Genomic DNA, 13,610 nt, shown 5'->3' on the forward strand with positions numbered 1-13,610 from the left:
CAACCGGCGGCGACCCGGCCTGGTTGGCGCGTCGACGGTCCGGGGCCGCCGGTAGGGTGGCCCGGTTGTCATACGTACCCGAGTCCTGATCACCAGCCGAGCCACCCACCCGTCGCCCACCACCGCCCTGCCGGACGCGCTGCGCGCGGCCCCCCGATTCGACCCCGAACCCGGAGACCGTGACTACCACCGCCGCCACCTCCTCCCACTCCCACCACCTCTCTCCCGCCTTCCCCGGCCGCGCCCCGTGGGGTACCGCCAGCAAGCTGCGGGCCTGGCAGGAGGGGGCCATGGAGAAGTACATCCAGGAGCAGCCGCGCGACTTCCTCGCCGTCGCCACCCCCGGCGCCGGCAAGACGACCTTCGCGCTGACCCTCGCCTCCTGGCTGCTGCACCACCATGTCGTGCAGCAGGTGACCGTGGTCGCGCCGACCGAGCATCTGAAGAAACAGTGGGCGGAGGCGGCCGCGCGGATAGGGATCCGGCTCGATCCGGAGTACAGCGCCGGACCGCTCAGCAAGGACTACCACGGTGTCGCCGTGACGTACGCGGGCGTCGGCGTACGGCCCATGCTCCACCGCAACCGGTCCGAACAGCGCAAGACCCTGGTCATCCTCGACGAGATCCACCACGCGGGCGACTCCAAGTCTTGGGGCGAGGCGTGCCTCGAGGCCTTCGAACCGGCCACGCGGCGACTCGCGCTCACGGGCACCCCGTTCCGGTCCGACACCAACCCGATCCCTTTCGTGACGTACGAGGAGGGGGCCGACGGGATCCGGCGGTCCTCCGCCGACTACACGTACGGATACGGGTCGGCGCTCGCCGACAACGTCGTCCGCCCGGTCATCTTCCTGAACTACAGCGGCAACATGCGCTGGCGGACCAAGGCCGGTGACGAGATCGCCGCCCGGCTCGGCGAGCCGATGACCAAGGACGCGATCAGTCAGGCGTGGCGTACGGCCCTGGATCCGCGCGGTGAGTGGATGCCGAGCGTGCTGCGCGCCGCCGACCAGCGGCTCACGGAGGTCAGGAAGGCGATCCCGGACGCGGGGGCGCTCGTCATCGCCTCCGATCAGGACTCGGCGCGTGCGTACGCCAAGCTGATCCGGGAGATCACCGGGGACAAGGCGACCCTGGTCCTCTCCGACGACACCGGCGCGTCCGACCGCATCGACGCGTTCAGCGGCAACAACGACCGGTGGATGGTCGCGGTGCGCATGGTGTCGGAGGGCGTCGACGTGCCGCGGCTGGCCGTCGGGGTGTACGCGACGACCATCTCCACGCCGCTCTTCTTCGCGCAGGCCGTCGGCCGCTTCGTGCGGTCGCGGCGGCGCGGCGAGACCGCTTCCGTGTTCCTGCCGACCGTGCCCGACCTGCTCGGCTTCGCGGGCGAGATGGAGCGGGAGCGCGATCACGTCCTCGACAAGCCCAAGAAGGAGGGCGAGGAGGACCCGTACGCCGAGGAGGAGAAGCTTCTCCAGGAGGCGGAGAAACAGCAGGACGAGGACACCGGCGAGCAGGAGCAGTTCGCCTTCGAGGCCCTCGAGTCCGAGGCCGTCTTCGACCGGGTCATGTACAACGGCGCCGAGTTCGGCATGCAGGCCCACCCGGGCAGCGAGGAGGAGCAGGACTACCTCGGCATCCCGGGGCTGCTGGAGCCCGACCAGGTGCAGTTGCTGCTGCAGAAGCGTCAGGCCAAGCAGATCGCGCACAGCAGGAAGAAGCCCGACAGCGAGGCGGACCTGCTGGAGGTGCCGGCCGAGCGGCGGCCCGTCGTCTCGCACAAGGAGATGATGGAGCTGCGCCGGCAGCTCAACACGATGGTCGGCGCGTACGTCCACCAGAGCGGCAAACCGCACGGGGTCGTCCACACCGAGCTGCGGCGGGTGTGCGGCGGGCCGGCGAGCGCGGAGGCGACGGCGGGGCAGTTGCGACAGCGCATCGCCAAGGTGCAGGAGTGGGCGACCCGGATGAAGTGACACCACCCCCGAGGTGCTGTGACGTATCAGGGCAAAAGCGCGGCAAATCCTAGTAGTCCGTACCGGTCCATGACCGGATTCTGGACGTTCTCTTCCGCTCAGCGAACCCGTTTCGCTACTGTCCCGCTACGCACACGCCCCGTGGCAGCGCCGCCGCGGAGCGCAGCCGTGAAGCGACAGGACCCGGACAAGCCGGGCCCGTCTGCCGATCGGCGGCCTCTGGAAGCGCGTCACTGACGGGACTCGGTGATGCATCCGCCGCGACGGGGGCTGCCGACCTCACCACTAAGGAGTGGGCGTCGTGACCGCGGAGACCTCCCAGACGCTCGACCGGGGACTGCGTGTCCTCAAGTTGCTGGCCGACACGGACCACGGTCTGACCGTCACCGAGCTTTCCCACAAGCTGGGCGTGAACCGGACCGTCGTGTACCGGTTGCTCGCCACGCTGGAGCAGCACGCGCTCGTACGGCGTGACCTCGGCGGGCGGGCCCGGGTCGGGCTCGGAGTGCTGCGGCTGGGTCGCCAGGTGCATCCGCTGGTACGGGAGGCCGCCCTGCCCGCGCTGCGGTCGCTGGCCGAGGACATAGGGGCGACCGCCCATCTGACCCTGGTGGACGGCGCGGAGGCGCTGGCCGTGGCCGTCGTCGAGCCGACCTGGACGGACTACCACGTGGCGTACCGGGCCGGGTTCCGGCATCCGCTGGAGCGGGGCGCCGCCGGCCGGGCGATCCTCGCCGCGCGGCAGAAGCTGCCGGGCGAGCCGGGGTACACGCTGACGCACGGCGAACTGGAGGCGGGTGCCAGCGGGGCCGCGGCGCCGCTGCTGGGGGTCACCGGCGTCGAGGGCAGCGTGGGGGTGGTCATGCTGGCCGACGCGGTGCCCGAGCGGGTGGGGCCGAGGGTGATGGACGCGGCGCGGGAGGTCGCGGAAGCCCTGCGCTGAGCCACCTCCACGAGGGCCGCACCTCGGGGCCGGTTACATTGACCTCGTGCTCTCTCGCCTCTCTCGTCTCACCCGCCTCCAGGCTGTCGGGGTCTGCGCCGTGCCCTTCGTGGGTCTGCTCGCGACGGCGGTGTTCGCGCCGTTGCCGTTCTCGGTGGCGCAGCCCGGCATGACGGCGAACGTCCTCGGCGAGAACCAGGGCACCCAGGTCATCACCATCTCCGGCGCGCCCACCCGGGACACCGCCGGGCAGCTGCGGATGACGACGATCGAGGCGACCGGTCCGGACGCGCAGATCACGCTCTCCGACGTGATCGACGGCTGGTTCCGCACCGACCAGGCGATCATGCCGCGCGACTCGGTCTACCCCAGCGGGCAGACCACCAAGGAGATCGAGCAGCACAACACCGAGCAGATGGAGGAGTCCCAGGACGCGGCGACCGAGGCCGCGCTGCGGTACCTCGACCGCAGGGACGAAGGCATCAAGGTCACCCTGAAGCTGGCCGACGTGGGCGGTCCCAGTGCCGGCCTGCTGTTCTCGCTGGGCATCGTCGACAAGCTCGACGGCAACGGCGACGGCGGCGACCTCACCGGCGGCCGCACCATCGCCGGTACGGGGACCATCGGGGTGGACGGGACGGTCGGCGCGGTCGGGGGAGTCGCCCTGAAGACACAGGCCGCCCGCCGTGACGGGGCGACCGTCTTCCTCGTGCCGAGGGCGGAGTGCTCCGACGCCAGGTCCGAGTTGCCCAAGGGGCTGCGGCTGGTCCCGGTGACCACGCTCAAGGGCGCGGTGAGCGCGCTGACGGCGTTGGGGAGCGGGAAGGGCGACGTGCCTAGCTGCTAGTGCCGCGGCAGGCAACGTTCGCCCCGTCGCGACGCCCGGCACGCTCCCCCACTCTCGACTTCGCTCGAGCGGGAGGGGCCCCCACCGCCGCACCGGGCACAAGCCCAAGTACATCCAGTACGAGGGCGTGCACCCGGCACGCCGGGAGCACGCGCCGGACGCCGTCCTTTACGGGCAAACGTTGCCTGCCGCGGCACTGGGCACGAGCACGGCCCGCTTCGTGGTGGCGAGCCGCAGTCCCACTTCCACGAGGGTCCAGCCGAGGCGGGTCCGGATGTCCCGACGGTCTCCGGCGGCGGCCACGGCGAGACGACGGGCGTCGGCTAAGGCCTGGAGCTCGGCGGTGCGGGCGTGGTGCAGGGCGAGGTGGGTCTCGGGGGTGATCACTGGGGCCTCTCTTGATCTGTCCGGAGCGGGAAGGCACGGGTGTGCAGGCGGACCTGCGCCGCGTCGTCGGAGTCGGTGGCACGGTCGCGGTAGAAGTCGATCAACGCGTGCATCTTCTCGATGAGTTCGCGGGTGAGCTCCGGAGTAAGCCGTAGCGTGGCGCTGCTCATGTCCCAGACGCTGTTCCATTCGTCGGGCCAGGAGGCGCGGTTGCCCAGCCAGGTCGACAGGTCCCGGGTCTGGGTGGTCGCGACCTCGTGCAGGTACATGTCCGCCGCTCCGCGTACGGTCGGGTCGGTGTCCGTGAGGAGCGAGTCGTCGAAGCGCAGGCCTTTGTGGGCCGCCTTCCACCACCGCTCCTTGCCCTTGCCCCGCTCGGGGTCGTCCTCGATGAAGCCGTGGGCGGCCAGCTGCCGCAGGTGGTAGCTGGTGGCTCCGCTGGACTCGCCCAACTTCTCGGCGAGTCGGGACGCGGTGGCCGGCCCGTCGAAGCGCAGGGCGTCGAGGAGCTGCATCCGCAAGGGGTGCGCCAGCCCGCGCAGCGACCGCGCGTCAAGCTGCCGAACCTGTGGTTCCCGGGGCTCGTCCATGCGTACAAAGGTATCCTTGCAAAGAAATCCTTGCAACGGTTTCTTTGCAACTCGCGTCCGCCCCCTACCGCACGAACCCCTCCCCCCTCATCCACTCCAACGCCACCTGGTGCGGATCCTCCCCCTCCACGTCCACCTTGGCGTTCAGCTGCCGCGCCACCGTGTTGTCCAGCTTCGCCGTGACCGGGTTCAGGACGTCCGCGATCGCCGGCCACCTCCTCAGGGCGGCGGAGTTGATCTCGGGGGCCGCGTTGTAGTGGGGGAAGAACCCGCGGTCGTCGGTCATCACCACCAGGTCCATGGACCTGATCCGCCCGTCCGTGGTGTACACCTCCCCGTACGTGCAGCTCCCCTTCCTCACCTGCGTGTAGATGATCCCGCTGTCCATCTGGGTGATCCGGGACGCCGGCACGGACATCCCGTACCTTTTCTCCATGCCCCGCAGCCCGTCCGCCCGGTTGGCGAACTCGCCCTCCACGCACAGCGTCACCGCGTCCGGATCCGACCTCGCCAGCGCGGCCACGTCCGAGAGGCTGCGGGTGCCGTACTTCTCGAAGGCCGCCCGGTTCATCGCCAGCGCGTAGGTGTTGTCCAGCCGGGACTGCGGCAGCCAGGTCAGCCCGTTCCCCAGGTCCGCGTCGTGCACGGCCTGCCACTGCGCCCGCGGGTCGGTGACGGGGTCGGTGTTGCCCAGGTACGTCATCCAGGCGGTGCCGGTGTACTCGTAGATGGCGTCGGCGTCCCCCTTGCGTACGGCCTCGCGCGAGCCGATGGAGCCCTGGATGCCGGTGCGGTCCAGCACGTCCGCGCCGGCCGCCTGGAAGGCGATGCCCATCATCGCGCCGAGGATCAGGTTCTCGGTGAACGCCTTCGAGGTGACGGTGAGCCGGGCTCCCTCGAGCGGTTCGCCCTTCCCGATCGAGCCGGGCGAGACGTCGTCGACCATGGGGGAGCCGCTGGACAGCCCGCAGCCGGACAGCAGGACAAGGGCCGCCGCCCACCGAGGCCACCTCATGCCCCGAACCTCCTCATGGCCCGAACTCCCTCATGCGTCCAGCCCCCGCGGGCGCAGCAGCACCTCCGCCAGCGAGGCCAGCCAGTCGACCAGCAGGGCGAGGGCGACCGTCAGGACCGAACCCAGGACCAGGACCGGCATCCGGTGGTTGGTGATGCCGGCGGTGATCAGCACGCCCAGCCCGCCGCCCCCGCCGAACGCGGCCAGGGTCGCCGTGCCCACGTCGAGGACGAGTGCCGTACGGACCCCGGCGAGGATCAGCGGCACGGCGAGCGGCAGTTCGACGCGCGCCAGCGCCTCCGGCGCGGACATCCCGATCCCGCGGGCCGCCTCCAGCAGGGTCGGGTCGTTCGCCCTGAGGCCGGCGACCGTGTTGGCGAGGACCGGCAGGATGCCGTAGATCACGATGCCGGTCAGGGCCGCCTTCATGCCCGTGCCCAGCCAGATCACCAGCAGGGCGAGCAGGCCGATCGCCGGGGTCGCCTGGCCGGTGTTCGCGAGGGCCAGCGCGACGGGCGTGGCCGCGCGCAGTCCCGGCCGGGTCAGCAGGATGCCCAGCGGGATCGCGATGACCAGCACGAAGAAGGTGGAGACCACGGTGAGTTCGACGTGCTGCCACAGCGCCTCGGACACCTGGCCGCCCGACAGCGCGTTCTCGGAGACCTGGTCCAGGTCGGCCTGCCGGAACCACAGCCAGGTGCCCAGCAGCAGGGCCACCAGGAAGGCGGGCAGGAAGGTCAGCTTGCGCCAGCCGACCCGGCTCCTCGGCGGCGCGGCGACCGGCGGCGCCTGAGCCCCCTCCGTCCCTTCCACCCCCTGTACCGCTTCCGCACGGACCGTCACGCCTCCTCCCGTTCCGCCGGCGCCTCCGGCCGGTCGGCCTCGAGCAGTTCGTGCACGGAGTTCAGCAGCGTCTCCATGTCGACGACCCCGGTGTACTCGCCGCGCCGCCCGGTCACCGCGACCCGCCCGGTGTCGTCGGTCAGCACCGCCTCCAGCGCGTCCCGGAGTGTCGCGTCCCGGTTCACCGTGGCGTGGACGGGCGTCCCGGCGCGGTCCGGCGAACCCTTGGCCCGCATCAGGTCGCCGCGCCGCAGCCACCTGGAGGGGCGGCCCTGCTCGTCCAGCAGCAGGATCTCGTTCGTCCCGCCGGAGCGGAGCCGGTCGAAGATCAGCTGGAGGGGGTCGCCGACCGTCGCCGTCGGGTGGCCGGTGATCCCCACATCCCGTACGCGGGTGAGGTTGAGCCGCTTCAACGCGGCGCCCGCGCCGACGAAACCCGACACGAAGTCGTCCGCCGGGCTGGTGAGGATCGCCGCCGGGGTGTCGAACTGGGCGATGCGCGAGCGTTCCCGCAGCACCGCGATGCGGTCGCCCAGCTTGATCGCCTCGTCGAAGTCGTGGGTGACGAAGACGATCGTCTTGCGCAGCTCGCGCTGGAGCCGGATCAGCTCGTCCTGGAGGTGGTCGCGGGTGACCGGGTCCACCGATCCGAAGGGCTCGTCCATCAGCAGGACGGGCGGATCGGCGGCGAGCGCCCGGGCCACGCCCACCCGCTGCTGCTGCCCGCCGGACAGCTGCCGCGGGTACCGGCCGTGAAACTCGCCGGGGTCGAGGCCGACCAGGTGGAGCATCTCCTCCACCCGCTCCCCGATCCGCGCCCTGGACCAGCCGATCATCCGCGGCACGAGCGCGATGTTCTGGGCGACCGTCATGTGCGGGAACAGGCCCGAGGACTGGATCGCGTACCCGACCTTTCGGCGCAGCGTCACCGCGTCGATGCCGGTGACGTCCTCGCCGCCCATCCGGATCCGGCCGCCGCTCGGCTCGATCAACCGGTTGATCATCTTCAGGGTGGTGGACTTCCCACAGCCGGAGGGGCCGACGAACACGACCGTCTCGCCGGCCTTGATCTCCATGGTCACGTTGTCGACGGAGGGCAGGGAGCTGCCCGGATACCGCTTGGTCAGGCCCTCCAGCTCGATGGTGGTCCCATGCGACTCAGGCACGGATCCCCCTCGGAATCGTCAGCCGCCCGACGAGCACGTACGCAGCGTCGAACAGCAGCGCCAGGACGACGATCCCGAGCGTGCCCGCGAGAACCTGGTTGAGGGCGTTCGCGCTGCCCAGGGAGGCGATGCCGCGGAAGATCTCGTTGCCGAGGCCGGGACCGGAGGCGTAGGCGGCGATCGCCGCGATGCCCATCAGCATCTGCGTGGCGACCCGGATCCCGGTGAGGATCGGCGGCCAGGCCAGCGGCAGCTCCACCCGGGCCAGCCGGGCCGGGCGGGACATCCCGATGCCCTTCGCCGCGTCCACCAGGGCGGGATCGACCCCGCGCAGCCCCACGATCGAGTTCCGCACCACCGGCAGCAGCCCGTACAGGGTCAGCGCGATCACCGTCGGCGGCACCCCGAGCCCCACCAGCGGGATCAGCAGACCGATCATGGCGAGGGAGGGGATGGTGAGGAGGGTGGCGGTGCTCGTGGTGGCGAGGCCGCCGGCCCACTCGCTGCGGTAGGTGACGACCCCGGCCAGTACTCCGATCAGGGTCGCCGCGACCATGCACTGGAAGACGACACTGGCGTGTTGCCACGCGTCCGTGAGCAACTGCTGGTGCCGCGTGTTCAGGTACTCCCAGAAGCTCACACGCCCTCACCGCCTCAAGCCGTGGACGGCCCCGCCGCCTGCTCCACCAGCGGGATGACCCGCAGCGGAACGGGGTTCTCCATCACGATCGCGGTGGAGGCCCGGACAATGCCATCAAAACCGACAACCCGGTCGATGACCCGCTGGAGATCGGCGTTGGAGCGGGCCACCAGCCGGCACAGCATGTCCCCGCTGCCCGTGGTGGTGTGCAACTCCAGCACCTCCGGCACGCTTCTCAAGTGCGCCCGTACGTCCGCCCCTTGCCCCTGCCGGATCTGCAGCGTGGCGAAGGCGGTGACCGGGTAGCCGAGGGCCGCCGGATCCACCTCGGGGCCGAACCCCCGGATGACTCCGTTCGACTGAAGCCGGTCCAGCCGCGCCTGCGCGGTCCCGCGCGCCACACCCAGCCGCCGGGACATCTCCAGCACCCCGATCCGCGGCTCCCGGGCCAGCAGCGCGATGATCCGCCCGTCCAGATGATCGATCGTCATGTCCCGCCTCCGAGATGGTCACCCTGTACAGAAAGCCTGCCGGAACGGTCGTAGTGCTGAACATGTTGTCCAGCGATACGGCGAAGTATTGCGCACCTTGCAAGCGAGAGCGACCCTTCCGCTATGACGCAGACCACACACCACACTCCCGTCACGACCGCCCGGCAGGCCGACCCCTTCCCGGTCAAGGGAATGGACGCGGTCGTCTTCGCCGTGGGCAACGCCAAGCAGGCCGCGCACTACTACTCCACCGCCTTCGGCATGCAACTGGTCGCCTACAGCGGCCCGGAGACCGGCAGCCGTGAGACCGCCTCGTACGTCCTCGCCAACGGCTCGGCCCGCTTCGTGCTCACCTCCGTCATCAGGCCCACCACCTCCTGGGGCCACTTCCTCGCCCGGCACGTGGCCGAGCACGGCGACGGCGTGATCGACCTCGCCATCGAGGTGCCGGACGCGCGCGCCGCGTACGCCTACGCGATCGAGCACGGCGCCCGCTCCGTCGCCGAGCCCTACGAGCTGAAGGACGAGCACGGCACCGTCGTCCTCGCCGCGATCGCCACCTACGGCGAGACCCGCCACACCCTCGTCGACCGCTCCGGCTACGACGGCCCCTACCTCCCGGGCTACGCCGCCGCCGACCCGATCACCGAACCGCCCGCCCACCGCACCTTCCAGGCGATCGACCACTGCGTCGGCAACGTCGAACTCGGCCGGATGGACGAATGGGTCGGCTTCTACAACAAGGTCATGGGCTTCACCAACATGAAGGAGTTCGTCGGCGACGACATCGCCACCGAGTACTCCGCCCTCATGTCGAAGGTCGTCGCGGACGGCACCCTCAAGGTCAAGTTCCCGATCAACGAGCCCGCCATCGCGAAGAAGAAGTCCCAGATCGACGAGTACCTGGAGTTCTACGGCGGCGCCGGTGTCCAGCACGTCGCGCTGAACACGGGCGACATCGTCGAGACCGTGCGCACCATGCGGGCCGCCGGGGTGCGGTTCCTCGACACCCCCGACTCCTACTACGACACCCTCGGCGAGTGGGTCGGCGACACCCGGGTGCCCGTCGACACCCTGCGTGAGCTGAAGATCCTCGCCGACCGCGACGAGGACGGCTATCTGCTGCAGATCTTCACCAAGCCGGTCCAGGACCGCCCGACCGTCTTCTTCGAGATCATCGAACGGCACGGCTCGATGGGCTTCGGCAAGGGCAACTTCAAGGCCCTGTTCGAGGCGATCGAGCGCGAGCAGGACAGGCGCGGCAACCTGTAGGCCTACTCGGGGAGGTCCTCGTCCGGCACCTCGCCCAGCCGTCCCAGCGCCGCCCGCGCCGCCGGGACGTGCAGCCGCGAGAAGTACGGGTTGAGTTCCAGGGCCTCCCTGAGATGACGGCGCCCCGGCCCGGGGCGCTTCAGGCCCAGCTCGATCATCCCCAGGTGGTAGACGTACGGCGCGCTGCGCACCGCGCCCCCGTGCACCCGGTCGGTGGCGATCGAGGCGTACTTCAGCGCCTCCTTGTCGTCCCCGGCCCGGTGCAGCGCCCAGCCCAGCGCGTCCGCGACCGCGATCCCCGGCTGGCGCCGCCACTCCGCGCGCAGCCGCCGCACCGCCGACGCCGGATCGCCGTGGTCCGCCTCGAACAGACCGAGCACCAGCTCCCCGTCCACCCCGCCGGCCGCGTCCCGCCGCACCCGCGCGCGCAGCAGGTCGTACTGCGCCCGGGCCGGCCGGGCCTGCCCCGACGACTCGTACAGTTCGCCCAGTTCGAGGGCGTACTGCGGCAACGGCTGCCCGGCCAGCGCCGCCCGGTACGCGTGCACCGCCTCCGAGATCCGGCCCAACGCGGCCAGCGCCCGCCCCTGCCCGGCCCGCGCGGCCCACTGGTCCGGATCCAGCCGTACGGCCGCCCGGAAATGCCGCAGCGCGCTGTCCGGCTCGCCGCGTTCGAAGGCGAGCTGCCCGGCCCGCTCAAGCCAGGCCGCCTCCTCGGCCGGCGATTCCGCCCCGGCCGCCGCGTCGGCCAGCGCGGCCTGCGCGTCCTCGCGCCGGCCCTGCTCCCAGTACACGCCCGCCGCCCGCGCCAGCACCGCCGGACCCGAGCGCAGCTTCCGCAGCCGCTCCAGCGCCCGGTGGGCGTTCTTGTGGTCGCCGAGCCCCGTGTACGCGTCGATGAGCTGCGCGTACGTCGTCCAGCGGTCCGGTGCCGACCTGCGGGCGGCCTCGGCCCAGGCCAGCGCAGCCCGGAAGTCCCGGCGCGCGCCGGCCAGCGCGGCCAGGCCCTCGTAGGCTTCGGCGTTGTCCTTCGGGCGCACCTTCAGCGAGGTGCGCAGCGCGCGCTCGGCCCGCGGGTAGAGGGCGGCCGCGTCGGCGGTGCGCCGGCCCCGCTCGACGTAGGCCGCGCCCAGCAGCGCCCACGAGGGCGCGTCCCGCGGGTGCTCCCGCACCCGCCGCTGCCGCTCGTCGATCAGCACCGCCAGCTCGGGCAGCCCGACCGGCACCCCCGCCCCGACCGCGGCCCGCGCCCCCGGCGCCGGTGCGGGCGCCCCGTGCCCGGCCCGCTCGCCGGGCAGACTCAGCAGCACCAGCCCGCCGGCCAGCACCAGCACCCCCACCAGCGAGCCGACGAGCGGCGGCCGGCGGTACCAGGGGAGTCTGTGGTTCTCCGTGTCCTCCATGCCGCTCACTGTGCGTCGTCGCCTCGGCCCCGCCCGGGCAGGTGGCGGCCGCCGTGGACGGGGTTCACACCGATGGCCCCGGGTGCGACGCTGTGATCATGAGCCGTATCCAAGCCGCACCCGACGAAGCCCAGGGCAGCCTCACCGACCGGCTCCTCGCGGGCCTGCCGGCCGAGGCGGTCCTCACCGACCCCGACGTCACCACCGCCTACGCCAACGACATGGCGAGCTTCTGTCCCGCCGGCGCCCCCGCCGTGGTCGTGCTGCCGCGCACGGTGGAACAGGTCCGGCACGTCATGCGCACCGCGACCGCGCTGCGCGTGCCGGTCGTCCCGCAGGGCGCCCGCACCGGCCTGTCCGGCGGCGCCAACGCGACGGACGGCTGCATCGTGCTGTCCCTGACGAAGATGGACCGCGTCCTGGAGATCGACCCGGTCGACCGTATCGCCGTGGTCGAACCCGGCGTCGTCAACGCGGCCCTCTCCCGCGCGGTCGGCGAACACGGCCTCTATTACCCGCCCGACCCCTCCAGCTGGGAGACGTGCACCATCGGCGGGAACATCGGCACGGCCTCCGGCGGCCTGTGCTGTGTGAAGTACGGGGTGACGGCCGAGTACGTCCTCGGCCTGGACGTCGTCCTCGCCGACGGCCGGCTCATGTCCACCGGCCGGCGCACCGCGAAGGGCGTCGCCGGGTACGACCTGACCCGCCTCTTCGTCGGCTCCGAGGGCTCGCTCGGCATCGTCGTGCGCGCGATCCTGGCCCTCAAGCCGCAGCCGCCGCGGCAGCTGGTGCTGGCGGCGGAGTTCGGGTCGGCGGCCGCCGCCTGCGACGCGGTGTGCCGGATCATGGCGGGAGGACATGTGCCCTCGCTCCTCGAGCTGATGGACCGTACGACGGTCAAGGCCGTCAACGACCTCACCCACATGGGTCTGCCCGAGTCGACCGAGGCGCTGCTGCTGGCCGCCTTCGACACCGCCGACCCGGCCGCCGACCTCGCCGCCGTCGGCGCGCTGTGCGAGGCGGCCGGCGCGACCCACGTCGTCCCCGCGGACGACGCGGCCGAGTCCGAACTCCTCCTCCAGGCCCGGCGGTCGTCGCTCGTCGCGCTGGAGGCCGTCAAGGGGACCACGATGATCGACGACGTGTGCGTGCCCCGGTCGCGCCTCGGCGAGATGATCGAGGGCGTGGAGCGCATCGCGGAGAAGCACCGGCTGACCATCGGGGTCGTCGCCCACGCGGGCGACGGCAACACCCACCCCACCGTCTGCTTCGACGCGCAGGACCCCGACGAGTGCCGGCGCGCCCGCGAGTCCTTCGACGAGATCATGGCGCTCGGCCTGGAACTCGGCGGCACGATCACCGGCGAGCACGGCGTGGGCGTCCTCAAGAAGGAGTGGCTGGCGCGCGAGATCGGCCCGGTCGGGGTGGAGATGCAACGCGGGATCAAGCAGGTCTTCGACCCGCTGGGCATCCTCAACCCCGGCAAGCTGTTCTGACGCACGCCGTTTCACTCACCGTCCTTCGCCTCGTCCGCCGGCCACGGGTCGCGCGAGCGCAGGTCGTCCGCGGGCGTGGGGGCGAGCAGCTCGGCCAGCACCTCGTCCAGACCGAGCTGTTCGCCCTCGGCCCCCGGCGGCACCACCCGCAGCGTCCGCTCGAGCCAGGTCGAGACCTGCGCGGCCGACGCCTCCAGAAGGGCGTCACCGGCGGGTGAACTCAGCGCCATCAGCACGACGCTGCGCCCCTCCGCCTTCGTCGGCCACACCCGTACGTCCCCGTACCCGCACGCCCGGAACACCCCTTCCACGAGCAGCTCGCGGGCGAAGGTCCAGTGCACGGGGTGCTCGGAGTTGATGTGGAAGGTGACGTGTACGGCGAACGGATCGTCGCTGCGGTAGCTCAGCCGGGCCGGGACGGGGATGCTGCGCTCCGGCGACAGGATGAGGTTCAGCTCCAGCTCGCGCTCCACCACGGTGTGACGCATGGTCGTTCTCCTCTCGGTACGCATGTGTACGCAGGGAGAGAGAGCGG

Annotated in this window: 14 protein-coding genes; 5 read left to right on the forward strand and 9 right to left on the reverse strand. The window is 71.6% G+C overall.

What is annotated here, in order from left to right; all coding sequences use genetic code 11:
- Window positions 1-179: 179 nt before the first annotated feature.
- The 3 genes from ABT057_RS16990 (at window position 180) to ABT057_RS17000 (ending at window position 3,769) form a co-directional block, all read left to right on the forward strand.
- Entirely contained in the window at window positions 180-1,979 is a 1,800-nt protein-coding gene (locus tag ABT057_RS16990) for a DEAD/DEAH box helicase (RefSeq protein ID WP_352343819.1), read from the forward strand.
- A 301-nt stretch (window positions 1,980-2,280) separates the two neighbouring features.
- The gene (locus ABT057_RS16995; protein ID WP_352343821.1) at window positions 2,281-2,922 is read left to right on the forward strand and encodes an IclR family transcriptional regulator; all 642 of its coding nucleotides are present in this window, start codon (window positions 2,281-2,283) and stop codon (window positions 2,920-2,922) included.
- Between the two features lie 46 nt (window positions 2,923-2,968).
- A complete protein-coding gene (locus ABT057_RS17000; RefSeq protein WP_352343823.1) occupies window positions 2,969-3,769 on the forward strand; it encodes a YlbL family protein in 801 nt (266 codons plus the stop codon).
- A gap of 168 nt (window positions 3,770-3,937) precedes the next feature.
- On the opposite strand, the gene ABT057_RS17005 is transcribed toward ABT057_RS17000, so the two are convergent.
- The 7 genes from ABT057_RS17005 to ABT057_RS17035 form a co-directional block, all read right to left on the reverse strand.
- Window positions 3,938-4,153, reverse strand: coding sequence for a hypothetical protein (locus ABT057_RS17005; protein WP_352343948.1), 216 nt, complete (start codon window positions 4,151-4,153; stop codon window positions 3,938-3,940).
- Window positions 4,153-4,746: an ArsR/SmtB family transcription factor gene (locus ABT057_RS17010; protein WP_352343824.1), complete on the reverse strand. Its 594-nt coding sequence runs from the start codon at window positions 4,744-4,746 to the stop codon at window positions 4,153-4,155. The genes ABT057_RS17005 and ABT057_RS17010 overlap by 1 nt, the downstream gene beginning before the upstream one ends.
- 64 nt (window positions 4,747-4,810) lie before the next feature.
- On the reverse strand, window positions 4,811-5,761 hold the full coding sequence (locus tag ABT057_RS17015) for a glycine betaine ABC transporter substrate-binding protein (RefSeq protein WP_352343826.1): 951 nt from the start codon (window positions 5,759-5,761) through the stop codon (window positions 4,811-4,813).
- 30 nt (window positions 5,762-5,791) lie between these two features.
- Window positions 5,792-6,604, reverse strand: coding sequence for an ABC transporter permease (locus ABT057_RS17020; protein WP_502973929.1), 813 nt, complete (start codon window positions 6,602-6,604; stop codon window positions 5,792-5,794).
- The gene (locus ABT057_RS17025; protein WP_352343828.1) at window positions 6,601-7,770 is read right to left on the reverse strand and encodes an ATP-binding cassette domain-containing protein; all 1,170 of its coding nucleotides are present in this window, start codon (window positions 7,768-7,770) and stop codon (window positions 6,601-6,603) included. Before ABT057_RS17025 ends, ABT057_RS17020 begins: the two co-directional genes overlap by 4 nt.
- Window positions 7,763-8,410: an ABC transporter permease gene (locus ABT057_RS17030; protein ID WP_352343830.1), complete on the reverse strand. Its 648-nt coding sequence runs from the start codon at window positions 8,408-8,410 to the stop codon at window positions 7,763-7,765. The genes ABT057_RS17025 and ABT057_RS17030 overlap by 8 nt, the downstream gene beginning before the upstream one ends.
- Before the next feature lie 14 nt (window positions 8,411-8,424).
- Window positions 8,425-8,901, reverse strand: coding sequence for an Lrp/AsnC family transcriptional regulator (locus ABT057_RS17035; RefSeq protein ID WP_352343832.1), 477 nt, complete (start codon window positions 8,899-8,901; stop codon window positions 8,425-8,427).
- Window positions 8,902-9,024: 123 nt separating this feature from the next.
- On the opposite strand from ABT057_RS17035, the gene hppD reads away from it, so the two are divergent.
- A complete protein-coding gene (gene hppD, locus ABT057_RS17040; protein WP_352343834.1) occupies window positions 9,025-10,173 on the forward strand; it encodes a 4-hydroxyphenylpyruvate dioxygenase in 1,149 nt (382 codons plus the stop codon).
- Window positions 10,174-10,175: 2 nt separating this feature from the next.
- On the opposite strand, the gene ABT057_RS17045 is transcribed toward hppD, so the two are convergent.
- A complete protein-coding gene (locus ABT057_RS17045) occupies window positions 10,176-11,576 on the reverse strand; it encodes a tetratricopeptide repeat protein (RefSeq protein WP_352343836.1) in 1,401 nt (466 codons plus the stop codon).
- Window positions 11,577-11,668: 92 nt separating this feature from the next.
- Between ABT057_RS17045 and ABT057_RS17050 the strand changes: the two genes are divergently transcribed.
- The gene (locus tag ABT057_RS17050) at window positions 11,669-13,075 is read left to right on the forward strand and encodes an FAD-binding oxidoreductase (protein ID WP_352343838.1); all 1,407 of its coding nucleotides are present in this window, start codon (window positions 11,669-11,671) and stop codon (window positions 13,073-13,075) included.
- 11 nt (window positions 13,076-13,086) lie between these two features.
- Here ABT057_RS17050 and ABT057_RS17055 read toward each other — a convergent pair whose 3' ends face one another.
- A complete protein-coding gene (locus ABT057_RS17055; protein WP_352343840.1) occupies window positions 13,087-13,563 on the reverse strand; it encodes an SsgA family sporulation/cell division regulator in 477 nt (158 codons plus the stop codon).
- Between the last annotated feature and the right edge of the window lie 47 nt (window positions 13,564-13,610).

The organism is Streptomyces sp. NPDC002588, assembly GCF_040295925.1.
GTDB lineage: Bacteria > Actinomycetota > Actinomycetes > Streptomycetales > Streptomycetaceae > Streptomyces.